Here is a 15,942-nt window from a genome sequence, read left to right on the forward strand (position 1 = left end):
CACTCAATGACCGTCCTGCACACCCTGCGCTGCATCGGGTACGCCGAACTGCCCCGCGTCTCGCGCATCACCGGCCTCACCGAGCCGGACGCCGAATCCGAGCTGATCGACCTGGCCGTCGCCGGCCTGGTGACACGGACCAAAGGCGAGCTGGGCGGCGGCTGGGGCCTGACCGAGCCGGGCCGGGCCGAGGACGCCCGCCGGACCGCCGCGGAGCTTGAGGACACCGGCGCCCGGCCCGCGGTGACCGAGGCGTACCAGCGGTTCCTGGTGCTCAACCCTGAGCTGCTCGACCTCTGTTCGGCCTGGCAGATGCGCGTGGTCGAGGGGTTTGCCGAGGTCAACGACCACACCGACAAAGATTACGACGCCCGGGTCCTGGCCCGGTTCGCCGATCTGGACCGGCGCGCCGACCCGGTCTGCGCGGAGCTGACCGAGGCGTTGCCGAGATTCGGCGGGTACCGGATCCGGCTCACCGCGGCGCTCGACCGGGTCCACGCCGGCGATCGGGAGTACCTGGCGGACGGGCTGGAGTCGTACCACGCGGTCTGGTTCCAGCTGCACGAAGACCTGCTGGCCACGCTCGGGATCCCGCGATGAGGTCAGCCAAGGAAGAGGGCCTGATCGTTCTCCGGGAGCTGGGACTTCCGGTGCCGCCCTGGTTCGCGATCGACCCCGGCACACCGGAAGACAACCTGAAAGGGGGATTCGAGCAGCTGGGGGTCGCGACCGTCTCGGTGCGCTCCGGTGCCCGAGTGTCGATGCCCGGCATGATGACCACGGTCCTCGACGTGCGCGAAGAGGATCTGGAGCAGGCCGTCCGCACGGTCATCGCGTCCTGGGGCAGCCCGCGCGCCGTCACCTACCGCGAGATCCACGGCATCCCGCACGACCTCGGCACCTCGGTGATCGTTCAGGCGATGGTCTTCGGTGACCGCGACGAGCGCAGCGGCTCCGGCGTCGCGTTCAGCCGCGATCCGAACACCGGCGAGCGGGAACTCTTCGGCGAGTTCGCCCGCCAGGCGCGGGGTGACGTCGTCGTCGCCGGGGAGTCGGACACCCTGCCGCTGACCGAGCTGGCCGACGAACACCGGAAAGCGCTGGCCGACGCCCTGGACCGGGCCGAGAGACATTACCGGGACGTCTGCCACGTCGAGTTCACGATCGAGTCCGGCCGGCTCTGGCTGCTACAGGTGCGGGCCGGCGGACTGTCCGCCCGGGCGGCGGTCCGGGTCGCTGTCGATCTCGCCGACGAGGGCCTGATCGACCGGGCGGAAGCCGTGCGCCGGGTGACGCCACGGCACGTGCGCTTCGCGCGTACCCCAGCAATCAGGGTGACCGGCGCGGACCTGGACGTGATCGCCAGAGGCCGGGGCGCAAGCCCCGGTGTTGTCACCGGACGGATAGCGGTGACTTCCGAGAAGGCCGCGCGGATGGCAGTGGCCGGACCGGTCGTGCTGATCCGGCCGCACACCTCACCGCAGGACATGCGCGGGCTGGCCGCGTCCGCCGGCGTCGTCACCGCGCGAGGAGGTCCCGCGAGCCACGCCGCGGTGGTGGCTCGTTCGATGGGAAAACCCGCGGTGGTCCAGGCAGGCGTCTCTGTCGAGACTTCTGGGGTACGCGTGAACGACCGCACGTTCGCCGAAGGAACCACCGTGACAATCGACGGAACCACCGGCCTGATCGTCCTGGGCGAAGCACCGGTGACCAACGGTGAGATCGACGATCACCTACGCCGTCTGCTGGAGTGGGGCGAGTCCTAGGACCAGCAGTTCGGCGGTGAGGTCGATCATCCGGTCCTCGCTGACGCCGGGCGCCGGATCGAGGGCGATGCGCAGGCAGGCGTTGAGTGTCACGCCCATCGCGAGGTGGATGCGGGCGTCGGCCTCGGCCTGCTCCAGATGCGGCGCGTGCACCGCCACGAAGATCCGGGTGATCTGGGCGAGCTGGCGTTCCACCTCGGGCAGGATGTTGCCGTGCGCGCCGAGCGGCGCCTCGTCGATCATCGCGATCGTGACGGCCCGATGCCGTTTCAGCGCCGCGACCAGGACGGTGAGGACGTGCCGCACGCCGTCGCGGGCCGGCATCGGCACGGCCGCGGTGAGCGCGCCGGTCAGGTCGGCGAGCACGTCGGCCGAGCTGCGGGAGCGGAGCTCCTCGATCAACTCGTTCTTGTCGGCGAAATAACGGTAGAGCGAGCCGACGCTCACCCCGGCCTGGGCGGCCACCCGGTTGGTGCTGAGGCCGGCGTATCCCCGCTCGGCCAGAACCTGAGCGGTCGCGGCCAGGATGCGGTCGATCATCTCGCGGGACCGCTGTTGTTGCGGGGTTTTCCGGTTCGCCGAACGCGAGTGGAAGTCGAGCATTTGCTCACTTTATCGTCGGGGTATGACTCCTACGAGGTTTGGTCTTGACCGGGCCTGGTCCGAGCGGGCCGCTCGTCCGTTGCGGCTGGTGGCCGGCCGGGGTGTTGATCCCACTGATGCGGAGCTGGCCTCGCTGTGTGCGGGGTTGACGCGGCGGGACGAGTTGGCTGCTTCATTGGTGCAGTCGGTGTCTGCCGGTGAGTTGCACAGGTTTTTCGCTTCGCCGGGGGCTCTTCCTGACGGCGAAATGCGGATATTTATCGATAAAGTTGGCACTCGGCCGGACTGGGTCGACGATCGTCTGCTCGAACGCGGCGCTCAGGCCTGCCGTGCCTTCGGGATGGACGCCGGGCTGGTTCTCGCGTACGGATCCCTGCTCGGTGGTTATCGCACGGCGGCCGCGCTGGAGCCACTCGTGCGTACCGGAAGGCTCGCCGGCGGCGAGTCGCTGCGCCGGATCAAGGAGACGTCGATCTGGTGGCGGGCCGTCACCGAGCCGGGCGGTCTCGAACCCGGCGCCGAGGGTTTCCGGCTGACCCTGCACGTCCGCGTCATGCACGCGCTGCTCAACGCCAAGCTCGAAGCCGATCCCACCTGGGACCACGAGCTGCGCGGCCTGCCGATCAACCAGTACGACCAGGCCAGCACGCTGGGCGTGTTCAGCACCAGCTTCCTGCTGCACCTGCGCCTGCTCGGGGTACGCGTCTCCCGCGCCGACGCCGCCGCGGTCATGCACCTGTGGAGTTACATCGGCTGGCTCATGGGTGTCGACGAGGAATGGCTGCCGCACAACGAACGGCGTGGGCGCCGGCTGCTCTACCACTTCCTGGCGAACGATCCGCCGCCCGACGCCAACAGCGTGGCCCTCGCGCGGGCGCTCATCCACATGGCCGACGACCTGCCCGGCGGCCGGGTGCGGCGCGTCTACGAGCGGGAACGGGCGCTCTCGGTGAGCTGCTGGCTGCTCGGCCCGGCGGCCATGCGGGACCTCGGCCTGCCGTACCGCCCACCGTGGTACGGCCTGACCCGGGTCGCCGCGAACGTGCTGGTCAGCCAGGGGCTGGGCCGGCTGCCTGGTGGGCGGGCGCGGCTGCTGGCGCGGGGTGAGCGGCAGGCGCAGGCACAGTTCACCAGATGGGGTTGATTCTCAGGTCTCCGCGTCGTTCATCAGGCGGTCGGCGAATGTGACAAGGCGCTCCGCCAGGGCCTCGTCGGTGACCATGAACTGCAGGCCCAGCTCGTGCTTGTCGATGTTCACCACCCGGGCGTGCACCCGTAGCCGCTCGTTGCCGCTCTCCAGATCCACGTCCATGGTGTCGCCCTCGGCATACGTCGAGTCCGCGGACACCTGACAACGCAGGCCACCCGCGCTCACGTTGATCAGGACGGCCTCGATCGGCGGGTGACCGGGCCGGTGGAGCATCAGCTTGCCGGCCGCCGCGATCCGGTCGTGTTCCCGGCGTTCCAGGGTGCTCGCCAGACCGGCCATGTCCTCGATCCGGCCCAGCGTGGCGGCCATCTGCCCGGCCAGCGAATCCATCAGCCGGCCCTGATCGGCGGCGACGGTCCGCAGCGAGGTCGCGGCGTCACCCACCCCGCCGATGCCCTCGATCATCGTGGTGATGGTGTGCGCCATCTCCGTCGTATCGCTCTTCAGGTCGTCGATGGTCCGGGTGATCTGGTCGGTCGACTCCGCGGTGTGGTTGGCGAGCTGTTTCACCTCGTCGGCGACGACAGTGAAGCCGTACCCGAGATCACCGGCCCGGGCCGCCTCGATGGTGGCGTTCAGCGCGAGCAGCCGGGTCTGCCCGGCGATGCCGGTGACCAGATGCGCTGTCTCGGCGACCCGGCGCAGGCTCTCCTCCAGCGAGGCGATCACCTGCTCGGCGGTCTGCGCCTGGTTCACGATGGCCCGGGTGGCGTCGTCCGCCGCGGTGATCCGCTCGTCGATCACCTCGGACGCGCCGGTCACCTCGCCGACCTTGTCCTGCACCTGCCGCAGCTCCTCGGCGATCACTCCGGTGGACTCGTCGATGACCTCTTGGGTACGCCGCCGGAACTGCGCCTCGGCCTGCCTCTGATGCAGGAACCCGGCGCGTAACTGCTGCTCCCGGGCCTGCGCCGCACCGACCAGGGCGGCGTCCTGCTCCACCAGCCGGGACCGGGCAACCTCGATCGCACGCCCGATGTCGCCCATCTCGTCCCGGCCGGACGGCAGCGGCCTCGGCGCCAGATCGGCTCCGGCGATCGCGGTCACGGCGGCCACGGTCCGGCGTACGTCATGGCTCGTCCGCCAGAGCACGGCAGCCGCGAACCAGAGCGCCAGCAGGAACCCGCCGATGGAGATCGCCAGAACGATGCCGCGTTCCATCCGATATTGATCGACACGGTCGTCGAGCAGCGCGGACAGGCCTTCGTGCAGCGGTCCGACGGCTTCCGCGGCGGCCGCGGCCACGTCGGCCGTCTCGCCCGCGGCCAGCTTCTCGATCTCCTCGGCCAGAGCGGTGACCGGCGCGAGCCGTCCACTGAGCGAGGGGTCGTCGGTGTTCGCGACAGCCGTCGCGACGTCCTTGCGCAGCGACTCCGCGATACCGGCGAGCCGGCCGGCCAGCACCGCGGTCCGGTCGCCGGCCTCCGGCAGTTGCAGGGCCGCGACCAGCGCCTGCGGCAGCTGCACCACCTGCGCGTCCATCACATAGAACGAGTCCAGGTCCGGATCGAGGATCAGATTCGAGTTGTTCCCGATCACCGCCACCAGCTCGGCCAGCCCGGCCGCGGTGCCCGCTGTCTCGGGTACGGCGGACGCGGCCTCCGCGAGATCCAGCTCCGGCGAGGCGGCTGCGGCTTCCCGCACCCCTTCAAGATCGGGGGTACGCCCAGCGGCCACCTCCGCGAGCGCGAGAAGAACCGGGCGCAACACGTCAGCGCCCTCCTGCTCTCGCACACTGAAGTTGATGTCCGAGCTGGTCTCCGCGGTGTACATGCCGGTCGCCAGGCAACCCGGCACCAGCAGCGTCAGCACGACCAGCCCGAGCCGGGTCGCGGTGCGGATCCGGTCGGCGACCGCCACCACCGGACGAAGAGGTGCGGGGACACTGGTCACCCTCACAGCTATACGGAGAAAGTAGGTCCGGTGTGTGAGGATCGGGCGATGTTTCAGGTGCGGATCGCGGTACGAGGGTACGAACTAGACCTTCAAGGACACGTGAACCAGGCTGTCTACCTGCAATACGGCGAGCACGCCCGCTGGCAGTGCTTCCTCGCCGCCGGCCTGTCCCCGGAAGTCCTGGTCGACGCCGGCGTGGGACCGGTGGTGCTGGAGACGACGATCCGCTATCTGAAGGAGCTGCGCGCCGGCGACGAGGTCGACGTGACGTGCGACTTCCAGTGGGGCACGGGCAAGACTTTCAAGGTCGCGCAGGCGTACACGCGTGCCGACGGCACCCCGATCGCGACGGTGACCGGCGTGGCCGGCCTCCTGGACCGGCAGACCCGCCGCCTGGTCGAGGGCCCGGCCGCCAAGCTGCGAGCCCTGTCCAAGGACCCCACCCCCCTGAACCTGTAACCAGGTCTCGTCGCCCGGGCGTCCGGCTCGCGTCAGCGGCCGGGTTTGTGCCGGGGTGGCGGCTCACCGTTTTGCTGGGATGGCGAAGGCGGCGCGACCGGGGGAGTCGCGCCGCCTTCGGGTCATGGGGTGATCAGGTACCGGTGCCCTGCTCGGTTGGGGTCTGCGTCTGAGCGTCCGGCGCGGTGCCGCCGCCCGGGAACCCTTGGCCGGTGGTTCCCTGCTGGGTGGTTCCCTGGTCGGTTGTTCCTTGGTCTGTGGTTCCCTGGTCAGTGGTTCCCTGGTCGGTGGTGCCGCCCGGGCCGCCCTGGCCTTGGCCTTGGCCGCCGAAACCGCCGCCGTTGCCGCCGAAGCCGCCGCCACCGCCTCGCATTCCGGTTCCGGGGCCGCCCTGCTGGACTGTCACTGCCGGGGTGGAGGCGCTGTCGCCGCCTACCGCCGACATGATTCCGGCGGTCAGGCCGGAACTGGCTACTGCGGTGACCAGGACCGCGGCGGCGAGGACGAGCTTGGGGCTCTTGGCGAACCGTTCCCTGGCCGAGGCCTTCGACGGCGGAGTCCACGGCGGCGGAGCCCCAGCTTCCCCGGCCGGCGGAACCCAGCCACCGCCCGCTGCCTCACCAGCGACCGCCCCCACCTGCGGCCCACCCGGCGTGCCCGACCCGCCCAGCGTGCCCGGCGTGCCCGGCTCGCCTGGGACCGCGTCGGCGGCAGGGGTGATCGGTGTTGAGGGGGTGCTGCTCAGTTCCATGAGCTGACCGGTCTTGGCCCAGTCCGGTGGCGTCGGGATGACCTCGGTCGGTGTCACCGGCGCGGTTATCACCTCGGTGACGGTGGTCGGCTCACCACCGCCGTGAGGTGCGTCGCTCTGAGCTGCGCCGCTCTGAGCTGCGTCACCCTGGGTCGCGGCATCCGGCTGCGGGGAGGCGGCCGGGACCACGACCGCGGTTGGCTCGTCGCCGGGGGCTGAGGGAACTGGGGCCGGAAAGTCGGCGGCCGGGGGAGCGGCCGCCGGGAATGCCGCCGGGAAGGTGGGGTTGGGGGCCCAGGGGTCGTGGGCTTCGGTTGTTGCTTCCGGTGCCGCCGGTACGCCTGCCGACGATGGCATCGGCTCGGGGGTGGCGGACTGCTCGGCCTGGTCCTGCGTGTTCATCAAGGCTCCTCGACTGGTCACCGAAGGCAAGCATCGGCAGTCCTGTTGTGCGGAGTCTGTGACCACGGTGGGGGTCGACTGTGGTTGATTCCCGGGACGAAGGTGCTCGTAAATCATCCTCAAGGTGCACAAACTCCGCTACGCGACGCTGCTTTCCAGCTGAAGTCATGACCAGGCGGCGGCTCGGGGCGTGGGAGATTGGCGCCGTGATGGACGATTCTTTGCAGGCGTATACCTCCGGGCACACCGACGGAGAGGCCCGGCGGCATGACCAGGCGCTCGCCGACCACCCGGAGACCGGTTCCGATTACCGCGTCGGCGTTGTCGACGGCAGCGTCGCGGCGTTCCAGACCGAGCTGATCGCCGAGGTGCGCCGCATCCTCGGTGATCCCCGCTGAGGGGACCCGCTTTGCGGCAGGTGGCAGGGCTCGGCTAAGGTTTCATCCGTCGCCGGGAAAGTTCCGGAGGCCGTGCGGACGTGGCGCAGTGGTAGCGCATCACCTTGCCAAGGTGAGGGTCGCGGGTTCGAATCCCGTCGTCCGCTCGGAGAAGGCTGTTGCTGATCCTTGCATCGGCCGCCACGGTGGAGTGGCCGAGAGGCGAGGCAACGGCCTGCAAAGCCGTGTACACGGGTTCAAATCCCGTCTCCACCTCGCACGAGCTTGAGTTTTTGCAGGGCGATTGGCGCAGCGGGAGCGCGCTTCCTTGACACGGAAGAGGTCACTGGTTCGATCCCAGTATCGCCCACGAGACCGGGGCCGGAGTGTGTCAGCTGTTCAGCGCTGACCGTTCCGGTCTCGTTTTGTTTTGCGCGACCTCGTTCTTGGGTACGCCGAGTGGGCACGCGAAAAGCCCCCTGCCTTGTGGCGGGGGCTTTTTCGGTTGGTGGGTACGCGGCCGGCGGCCGGCGGCCGGCGGCCGGCGGCCGGTGATCGGGGCTTGGGGGCTTGCCGATCACCGGCCGGGCTGCCGGGCTTGGCTTGGGTTCTAGCCGATGCCGATGTTGTTGTGTGCGGCCACCGGCATGTAGTAACGGTTGCCGTCGAAGACAGCGTCGTAGCCGTTGACCAGGAGGTTGGCCAGCGACTGCGGCGGCGGGATCGGGCCGTTGCGGCACTCAGCCCAGCCGTTGAGGTCGGTGGTCGCCTCGCACATCGGGAAACGCTCGCCCGTGGTGACGAAGTTGACGATCAGGTTGGGGACGGGACGCCCGCCGACCGTGATGAACCGGGCCTTCAGGCCGAGGGTCTCCCGGGCGATGATGTCCATGGTGCCGTAGTACGCGGTCGCGATGAGACGCTGCCGCTGAACAGTCGGTGCCGCTTGGGCCGGAGCCGGGTTTGCGGCGACGATGCTTGCCACCACTGCTGCGGCAGCCAGCCACCGTTTGGTCATTTGCTTCATGGCGCAGAAAGCTAGGCGCTTCGCAGCCATTCAGCAAAGCCCCGCACTCACGAGGGGCCGACTACTACCCTATCGGGTCAAGATTCGTAACCTTTTTACGAGCGGTCCGTTTTCCCGCGCGGCCGAGATCTCGCTGATCGGTATCTGTGACGGTCCGGATTGAATGTGCTGTGAATCATCGAGCACGCCCGACACCTTCCGATTCCCGTTCCGTTGAGTAGGAGTGCGCCGCGCACGGGAAGGGAATATGAGATTTGATTTCGAATATGAATTGACAGGCGTACCGAATTTAGTGAGTGGCTCGGCTGATCAAGAGCATATCCGCAGCTCAGAGCGGTGCGATATGCGTCAGTCACTGCTCAGTAAGCGCATCCGCCGACGGCTGATCATCGGCGAGGTCGGCGCTTTCCTGCCCGCTTTCAGGTTGAGCCTTCCAGGCACACAAGCATGGGGACATCAGTGGATATAGCGATCGTCGGCCTTTCCTGCCGTTTTCCGGGCGCTCGCGACGTTACCGAGTTCTGGGCTAACTCGTTGAACGCGGCTCAGCAATTCGGGCCGGTTCCGGCGGACCGCTGGAATCATGAGACATTCTTCTCGACCGACTTCCGGGAGAAGTACGCGACGTACACGGACCGGGTGGCGTTCATCCCGGAGGTGGAACGGTTCGCCGCCCTGCACCACCGCATCCCGCCGCGCCGCGCCAAGGCCATGGACCCGCAGCACCGGCTGCTCGTCGACCTGGCTCGCGAAGCGGTGCAGGACGCCGGCTGGGAGCGGGGCGAGTTCGACCGCTCGCGTACCGGGGTCTTCGTGGGGCTCAGCTCATCGGATTACCGGGACATCGCCGGCGCCCGGGTCATCGCGACCATGCTGGCAGACGGCTCCCTCCCGGCCGGTGGGCACGACCCCGCGCTGATCGAGGCGGTGGCCGAGGCCGCCGCGGCGATCGAGCCGGCACAGTCCTTCTCGCTCGCCGGCAACCTGCTCAACATGGCGCCGTGCACGGTCAGCGAGCTGCTCGACCTGGGCGGCCCGGCGTTCGCCGTCGACGCCGCGTGCTCGTCGGCGATGGTCGCCCTGCACGAGGCGGTCAACCACCTGCGTACCGGGTCGTGCACCACGGCGCTGGTCGGTGGCGTGTTCATCAACATGACGCCGAGCGCGCTGATCGGGTTCTCCCGGGTGGGCGCGCTCTCCCCGGCCGGTGTGTGCCGGCCCTTCGACACCCGCGCCGACGGTTTCGTCCTGGGTGAGGGCGGTGCCCTCGCGGTGCTGCGGCCGCTCGACGACGCGATCGCGGCCGGCGACCGGATCTACGCGGTGCTCAACGGCATCGGTACGGCGAACGACGGCCGCGGCGCCGGCCCGATGACGCCGAAGGCCGAAGGCCAGGAAGCAGCAATGCGGGCCGCGTACCGGGACGCCGGGCTTGAGCCGGGCGCGATCGACTTCCTCGAGGCGCACGGCACCGGCACCGCGGTCGGCGACCGGGTCGAGATCGAAGCGATCCGCCGGGTACGCGAGGGGCACAGCGACAACCGCCCCTGTTACCTGTCCTCCGGCAAGGCGACCATCGGGCACACGCTGCCGGCCGCCGGTGCCGCCGGAATCCTGCGCGCCTCGCTGGCCCTGCACCACAGCACCATCCCGCCGCAGCCGGCGATCACCGAGAACCCCGATCTGCCGCTCGCCGCCGCGAACCTCTCGATCACGACCGAGCCACGGGAGTGGCCGGAGGTGGGTGACGACCGGCGACGCGCGGGCGTCAACTCCTTCGGGTTCGGCGGCACCAACGTGCACGCGGTGCTCAGTGAGGCCCCGGACCCGCTCGACGAGGGCGAGAAGTCGGGCCACGACGGACGGCCCTGGCTGGTACTGATCACTGCCGGGAATGTCGAGCTGCTTTCGGCGTACGCAAAGCGCCTCTCCACCATGGTCTCCACGCACCCGGCCTTGACCCCTGCCGCGGTGGCCCGCACGATGGCCACCCGCCAAGCGCTCCCGGCGCGCCTGGCGGTGATGTGCCGGACGCGAGCGGAGCTCGCAGGCCGTCTGGCGCTCGCCGCGCAGGAGCTCGCCACCGGCACGCTGGGCAAACTCGGACCTGGTCTGTACGCCTCGGAGACGCCGCTGGGCGAGGACGACCGCAAGGTCGCCTTCCTCTTCCCCGGTCAGGGTTCGCTGCGCCCCGGTGTGCTGCGTGACCTGGTCGAGCGCTTCCCGCTCTTCGCCCGATATGCCGGACCGCTCGCCGACACCGTCGACAAGCGCACCGGCATCGCGGTCTCCGACCTGCTCTGCGAGGACCCGGGACCGGACGCCGAGGCACAGGTCAGCGCCACTCAGGTCTGTCAGCCGGGACTCGGTGTCACCGGGATCAGCATGACCCAGCTGCTCGCCGACTGTGGTGTCACACCGGACATCGCCCTCGGTCACAGCGTGGGTGAGCTGGTGGCGGCCGTGTCCGCCGGAGCGCTCACCCCGGACGACGGGCTCGACTTCCTGATCGAGCGCGGCGCCGCGGTGACCGCCGGTGACGAGCCGGCACCCGGCACGATGGCCGCGATCAAGGCCGACGCGCGGGCTTTCGAGGAGCTGCGGTCCGGCATCCGTGGCGTCTGGGCGGGCTGTTACAACCACTCCGCGCAGACCGTCGCGAGCGGGCATCGCGAAGCCGTCGAGAACCTGGTGGAGCGCTGCCGCACCCGGGGCATCCCGGCCGTCGAGCTGCGGGTCTCGCACGCCTTCCACTCGCCGCTGATGGCCGAGGTGGACGGACGGGTCGCGGCTTACGCCGCAGACCTTGCCGTGCGTACGCCCACCGCCCTGTTCTTCTCCAGCGTGGATCCGCAGGCGCCGGCCGAGCCGGATGAGTTGCGTACGCTCTGGGGCCGCCAGACGTCGTCCCCGGTGATGTTCCGTGACGCTGTCGACAACGCTGTCGGCGCCGGCGCGCGCATCCTCGTGCAGGTCTGCTCCGGTGACGCGCTGCTCGGCATGGCCGCGCAGATCCCGTCCTCGGCGCCGCTCGACAAGATCGCGCTGATGCCGGCCGAGCCGGACGACGGGTACGCGCTGCTCGAAGGCCTGGGGCGGCTCGCCGTCGCCGGTGTTCCGGTGGACCTGACGCCGTTGTTCGCGGGTCTGGGCGTACCGCTGCTGACCCTGCCGCCGTCGCCGCTCGTGACCCAGCACTACTCGATCCGCCGTGCCCGTGAGGACGGCCCGCGACGAGCCGTCACCCGGGCAGTCCGCCCCGCGGTCACGCCGGCGCCGGTCGCCGAGCTTGAGGTCCGCATCCCGGAGCGCATGGCGCTGCCGGCTGCGACGACCAGGAATGCCGCAACCAGGAATGTCGTAACCAGGAATGGAGATCCGACGACAGTGAACGACGTCATTCTTTTGATGCGGGAGCAGCTCGCCGTCCTGCGCGGCATCGGCGCCGAGCCGGTCCCGGCCATCGAGGCTCCGGTCGTTTCGGCTGCTCAGCCGGTCGCGGCCATTGAAGGACCGCCGCCGGTGGTGGTGAAAGAGGCAGTGGTCAAGGAGGCGCCCGCGCCGAAGCGGCCCTCGGTCCCGGCACAGAAGGCCGCTCCGAGCGACACCTCGCAGATCGTCTCCGAGCTCGCCGTGATGATCGGCAAGATCAGCGCGTACCCGTCCGACCTGGTCCGGGCGGACCAGTCGTTCGGCACCGACCTGGGCTTCGACTCGATCATGACGGCCGAGCTGGTCTCCGCGGTGAAGCGCCGCTGGCCGGACCTGGAGCTGGACCCGGCCGACGTCTTCGAGGTGTCCACTGTCGGCGAGCTCGCGCAGGTGCTCTCGGTGGCTCTCGGCGGCGGCACGCCCGCCCCGGCCCCGGTCTCCGCCCCGGCGCACGCCGCTCCGGTGGTCCCGTCGGCCGAGCGTTCCCTGGTGGCGCCTCCGCGCAAGGAGGTCGCCGACGTGGCGTACCTGCCTGAGGTCGTCGAGTTCCAGCGCCGCGGCGTGATGCTCGACCGGGTCGGCGTGACGAACCCGTACTACCTGGTGCACGACAGCGTGATCGGCCGGGCCACCAAAGTCGGCGGACGTCAGCTGATCTCGTTCTCCAGCTACAACTACCTGGGTCTGTCCGGTCACCCGATGGTCGCGTACGCGGTGAAGGAGGCCGTCGAACGGTATGGCTCCTCGGTCTCCGCGGCCCGGATCCTCTCCGGCAACCGTGCCCTGCACGACGAGCTGGACCGGGCCCTCGCCGAGCTGGTCGGCGCCGAGGACGCGATCACCCTGATCGGCGGCCACGCCACCAACGTCAGCGTGATCGGCCACCTGGTCGGCCCGGACGACCTGATCGTGCACGACGCCCTCGCGCACGACAGCATCCTGCAGGGCTGCCGCCTCTCCGGCGCCGCCCGCCAGCCGTTCGCCCACCAGGACTACGCCGCCCTGGACGCGCTGCTGACCCAGACCCGCGACCGGTACCGCCGGGTGCTGATCGTGGTCGAGGGCGTCTACAGCATGGACGGCGACATCTGTGATCTGCCGGCTCTGATCGCGCTGAAGAAGAAGCACGGCGCGCTGCTCATGGTCGACGAGGCGCACAGCATCGGCGTGCTCGGCGCCCGCGGTGGTGGCGTCGGCGAGCACTTCGGCATCGACCGCGCCGACGTGGACATCTGGATGGGCACCCTTTCCAAGTCCCTGGCGAGCTGCGGCGGGTACCTGGCCGGTCGGCACGAGCTGATCGAGTACATGCGGTACACGCTGCCCGGCTTCATCTTCAGCGCCGGGATGAGCCCGGCGAACGCCGCCGCGGCGCTCGCCGCCCTGCACATCCTCCGCGAGGAGCCGCAGCGGCTGGCCGCGCTGCACAACAACTCCGCGATGTTCCTGCGGCTCGCCCGGCAGGCCGGCGTGGACACCGGTCCGAGCGACGGCACCCCGGTCATCCCGGCGATCACCGGCGACTCGATCAAGGCGCTGCGGCTCTCCGACACGCTGCTCAAGAACGGTGTGAGCGCCAACCCGATCCTCTACCCGGCGGTGAAGGAGAAGCTGGCACGGCTGCGGTTCTTCATCACCGCGGAACACACCACGGAGGACATCGAGCACACCGTGGACCTGCTGGCCCGGCACCTCGACCCGGCGACCGTGCCGCAGCCCGCGTGAGCCTGGAATGACATCGGTTGCCCCTCGGCCGGTCACCACCGGCCGCCGTACCCCGACCACCGGCCCGGCTTCCGGGCCGGTGGTCCGGCTCGTCACCCGCCGTCCCAAGTCCGTGCTGCTCACGGCGCTGCTGGTGGCGGTGGCCGCCATCGTTTTCAGCGGTGACCTGATCGGCGCGCTCAAGAGCGGTGGCTTCGACGACCCGAGCTCCGAGTCGGTGAAGGGCCGGCAGTGGATGGCACAGCACTTCCACGCCGCCGACCCGAACCTGGTCGTGATGATCTCCAAGCCGGGTGGTTCGGTCGACGACGCCGACATGCAGGTCGTCGCTTCCCGGGTGGTCCAGCGGCTCTCCACCACGGAGGGCGTGACCGTCGTCGGCGCGTACTGGAACCCCAAGAAGCCGGTGCCGCAGCTGGCCGGGCGCGATCATGACAAAGGCGTCATCCTCGCGCGGGTGGACGGTGACGAGGATGTCAGCGCCGACCGGGTTGCTGATCTCCACTCGCTGGCCGGCTCCTCCGGGGGGATCGACGTCTCCTTCGGCGGCCTCACCCAGGTCAACAACGACATCAACGAGCAGGTCACCACGGACCTCGCGCACGCCGAGGCGATCGCCATCCCGATCACCCTGCTGCTGTTGCTGCTCGTCTTCGGCACCGTCTGGGCGGCCGGCGCGCCGCTGCTGATCGGCCTCTTCTCGATCGTCACCACCCTCGGCACGCTGCGCCTGCTCGCGGTCTTCACCGACGTGTCGGTCTTCGCCGTCAACATGGCGACCGCGCTGGGCCTGGGCCTGGCCGTCGATTACAGCCTGCTGTTCGTCTCCCGGTACCGCGAGCAGCGGCTCCGCGACCCGGACAAGGTCTCCGCGCTGGCCACCACGATGCGTACGGCCGGGTCCACCGTCGTGTTCAGCGCGGCCACCGTGGCGGTCGCACTGTGCAGCCTGCTCGTCTTCCCGCAGTACTTCCTGCGCTCGTTCGCGTACGCCGGCATCGCCGTCGTGATCGCCACCGTCCTGGCGGCGCTCATGGTGCTGCCGGCTCTGCTCGTGCTGCTCGGCGACCGGATCGACAAGTGGCCGGTGCTGCGCCGCCGGCCGGCCGCCGGTGGGCACGCGCCGTTTTGGGGACGGATCGCCGGGCACGTCATGCGCCGGCCGATCCTGACCGCGCTGCCGGTGATCCTGTTCCTGGTCGCGCTCGCGCTGCCGTTCACCCACATCAAGTTCGGCATCGCCGACGACCGGGTGCTGCCGGAGAAGGCGGAGAGCCGGGTCGTCGCCGACGCGATGCGTTCCGAGTTCGCCGGCACCGGCAGTGGCGCCACCGTGGTCGTCGCACAGGGCTGGGGCACCGGCACGAACGGCATCAAGCGGGCCGCCGTCTACGCGTCCCGGTTGTCCCTGCTCGACGGGGTGTCCCGGGTGGACAGCATGGCCGGGACATACGTGAACGGGACCGTTGTGCCGGGGGCGACAACGGTGCATCCGCGTACCTTCGCCTCGGGCAAGATGGCGACGTACTTCTCGGTGCTCAGCGACGTCGAGCCGTACTCGGCGAAGGGCGCCGAGCTGGCTCGCGCGGTCCGGGTCGTCCCGGTGCCGGCCGAGGTTCCGGTGCTGGTCACCGGGCCGGCCGCGCAGCTTGTCGACATCACCGGCTCGATCGGCGGGCGGCTGCCGCATGCGCTGATCCTGATCGCGTGCACGACGTTCGCGCTGCTCTTCCTGCTGACCGGCAGCGTCTTCCTGCCGATCAAGGCGCTGCTCTTCAACCTGCTGACGATGAGCTCGGTCTTCGGCGTCGCGGTCTGGATCTTCCAGGACGGGCACCTCTCCGGGGTGCTCGGATTCACCGCGACACCACTGACCGTGGCGATCCCGGTGCTGCTGTTCTGCGTGGCTTTCGGACTCTCGATGGACTACGAGGTCTTCGTGCTGTCCCGGATCCTCGAACGGCACCGGCAAGGAGCCGATCTGCGTACCGCGGTGGTGGAGGGACTGTCGCACAGCGGCCGGGTGATCAGCGCGGCCGCCGCGATCCTCTCCGTCTCGTTCCTGGCCATGCTGGTGTCCGGGGTTTCGTTCATCCAGTTCTTCGGGCTCTGCTCGGCGCTGGCGATCATCCTGGACGCGCTGCTGGTGCGTCCGGTGCTGGTGCCGGCGTTCATGCGCCTGCTCGGACGGTGGAACTGGTGGGCGCCGAAACCACTGCGCGCACTGCACGCCCGGATGGGTCTGCGCGAGCACCTCTGAGGGCGTACGGCAGGGGGTCCGGCGTTTTTGTCGG

General features: G+C 69.8%; 11 protein-coding genes and 3 tRNA genes. 10 read left to right on the top strand and 4 right to left on the bottom strand.

Going from position 1 to position 15,942, the window contains the following annotated elements; genetic code table 11:
- Window positions 1-6: 6 nt before the first annotated feature.
- Together B0I29_RS13010 and B0I29_RS13015 are read left to right on the top strand one after the other, a co-directional pair.
- Entirely contained in the window at window positions 7-600 is a 594-nt protein-coding gene (locus B0I29_RS13010) for a transcriptional regulator (protein ID WP_111649212.1), read from the top strand.
- Window positions 597-1,766 carry a PEP/pyruvate-binding domain-containing protein gene (locus tag B0I29_RS13015; protein ID WP_111649213.1) on the top strand — a complete coding sequence of 390 codons (1,170 nt, stop codon included), beginning with the start codon at window positions 597-599 and terminating at the stop codon, window positions 1,764-1,766. Before B0I29_RS13010 ends, B0I29_RS13015 begins: the two co-directional genes overlap by 4 nt.
- Here the strand turns inward: B0I29_RS13015 and B0I29_RS13020 are convergent.
- A complete protein-coding gene (locus tag B0I29_RS13020; protein WP_111649214.1) occupies window positions 1,734-2,369 on the bottom strand; it encodes a TetR/AcrR family transcriptional regulator in 636 nt (211 codons plus the stop codon). The two genes, B0I29_RS13015 and B0I29_RS13020, sit on opposite strands and share 33 nt — an antisense overlap.
- Before the next feature lie 22 nt (window positions 2,370-2,391).
- Between B0I29_RS13020 and B0I29_RS13025 the strand changes: the two genes are divergently transcribed.
- Window positions 2,392-3,513, top strand: coding sequence for an oxygenase MpaB family protein (locus tag B0I29_RS13025; RefSeq protein ID WP_111649215.1), 1,122 nt, complete (start codon window positions 2,392-2,394; stop codon window positions 3,511-3,513).
- A gap of 3 nt (window positions 3,514-3,516) precedes the next feature.
- Here B0I29_RS13025 and B0I29_RS13030 read toward each other — a convergent pair whose 3' ends face one another.
- Window positions 3,517-5,472, bottom strand: coding sequence for a methyl-accepting chemotaxis protein (locus B0I29_RS13030; RefSeq protein ID WP_146616778.1), 1,956 nt, complete (start codon window positions 5,470-5,472; stop codon window positions 3,517-3,519).
- 48 nt (window positions 5,473-5,520) lie between these two features.
- Here B0I29_RS13030 and B0I29_RS13035 point away from each other — a divergent pair, with 48 nt between their 5' ends.
- Window positions 5,521-5,934, top strand: a complete 414-nt coding sequence (locus tag B0I29_RS13035) for an acyl-CoA thioesterase (RefSeq protein WP_111649217.1) — start codon at window positions 5,521-5,523, stop codon at window positions 5,932-5,934.
- Between the two features lie 133 nt (window positions 5,935-6,067).
- Here B0I29_RS13035 and B0I29_RS13040 read toward each other — a convergent pair whose 3' ends face one another.
- Complete coding sequence (locus B0I29_RS13040; RefSeq protein WP_111649218.1) at window positions 6,068-7,087, bottom strand: hypothetical protein; 1,020 nt, start codon at window positions 7,085-7,087, stop codon at window positions 6,068-6,070.
- A gap of 209 nt (window positions 7,088-7,296) precedes the next feature.
- On the opposite strand from B0I29_RS13040, the gene B0I29_RS13045 reads away from it, so the two are divergent.
- The 4 genes from B0I29_RS13045 to B0I29_RS13060 all read left to right on the top strand — a co-directional run bounded on the left by B0I29_RS13045 (window position 7,297) and on the right by B0I29_RS13060 (window position 7,834).
- Window positions 7,297-7,485, top strand: coding sequence for a hypothetical protein (locus tag B0I29_RS13045; protein ID WP_181557815.1), 189 nt, complete (start codon window positions 7,297-7,299; stop codon window positions 7,483-7,485).
- Between the two features lie 74 nt (window positions 7,486-7,559).
- A tRNA-Gly gene (locus B0I29_RS13050) sits at window positions 7,560-7,631 on the top strand.
- 38 nt (window positions 7,632-7,669) lie between these two features.
- A tRNA-Cys gene (locus B0I29_RS13055) sits at window positions 7,670-7,740 on the top strand.
- A gap of 22 nt (window positions 7,741-7,762) precedes the next feature.
- Window positions 7,763-7,834: transfer RNA gene (locus B0I29_RS13060), tRNA-Val, on the top strand.
- A gap of 240 nt (window positions 7,835-8,074) precedes the next feature.
- Here B0I29_RS13060 and B0I29_RS13065 read toward each other — a convergent pair.
- Window positions 8,075-8,491, bottom strand: a complete 417-nt coding sequence (locus B0I29_RS13065) for a hypothetical protein (RefSeq protein ID WP_111649219.1) — start codon at window positions 8,489-8,491, stop codon at window positions 8,075-8,077.
- A gap of 447 nt (window positions 8,492-8,938) precedes the next feature.
- Here B0I29_RS13065 and B0I29_RS13070 point away from each other — a divergent pair, with 447 nt between their 5' ends.
- Complete coding sequence (locus tag B0I29_RS13070; RefSeq protein ID WP_111649220.1) at window positions 8,939-13,648, top strand: type I polyketide synthase; 4,710 nt, start codon at window positions 8,939-8,941, stop codon at window positions 13,646-13,648.
- A 7-nt stretch (window positions 13,649-13,655) separates the two neighbouring features.
- Window positions 13,656-15,908 carry an MMPL family transporter gene (locus B0I29_RS13075; RefSeq protein WP_111649221.1) on the top strand — a complete coding sequence of 751 codons (2,253 nt, stop codon included), beginning with the start codon at window positions 13,656-13,658 and terminating at the stop codon, window positions 15,906-15,908.
- The last annotated feature ends 34 nt before the right edge of the window (window positions 15,909-15,942 follow it).

It is taken from the genome of Actinoplanes lutulentus, from assembly GCF_003259845.1.
GTDB lineage: Bacteria > Actinomycetota > Actinomycetes > Mycobacteriales > Micromonosporaceae > Actinoplanes > Actinoplanes lutulentus.

Bases quoted from the DNA above. Each gene is read 5' to 3' on its own strand.
- B0I29_RS13075 (WP_111649221.1), top strand. From the start codon at position 13,656: ATGACATCGGTTGCCCCTCGGCCGGTCACCACCGGCCGCCGTACCCCG.
- B0I29_RS13070 (WP_111649220.1), top strand. From the start codon at position 8,939: ATGGGGACATCAGTGGATATAGCGATCGTCGGCCTTTCCTGCCGTTTT.
- B0I29_RS13035 (WP_111649217.1), top strand. From the start codon at position 5,521: ATGTTTCAGGTGCGGATCGCGGTACGAGGGTACGAACTAGACCTTCAA.
- B0I29_RS13045 (WP_181557815.1), top strand. From the start codon at position 7,297: ATGGACGATTCTTTGCAGGCGTATACCTCCGGGCACACCGACGGAGAG.
- B0I29_RS13015 (WP_111649213.1), top strand. From the start codon at position 597: ATGAGGTCAGCCAAGGAAGAGGGCCTGATCGTTCTCCGGGAGCTGGGA.
- B0I29_RS13020 (WP_111649214.1), bottom strand. From the start codon at position 2,369: ATGCTCGACTTCCACTCGCGTTCGGCGAACCGGAAAACCCCGCAACAA.
- B0I29_RS13040 (WP_111649218.1), bottom strand. From the start codon at position 7,087: ATGAACACGCAGGACCAGGCCGAGCAGTCCGCCACCCCCGAGCCGATG.
- B0I29_RS13010 (WP_111649212.1), top strand. From the start codon at position 7: ATGACCGTCCTGCACACCCTGCGCTGCATCGGGTACGCCGAACTGCCC.
- B0I29_RS13065 (WP_111649219.1), bottom strand. From the start codon at position 8,491: ATGAAGCAAATGACCAAACGGTGGCTGGCTGCCGCAGCAGTGGTGGCA.
- B0I29_RS13025 (WP_111649215.1), top strand. From the start codon at position 2,392: ATGACTCCTACGAGGTTTGGTCTTGACCGGGCCTGGTCCGAGCGGGCC.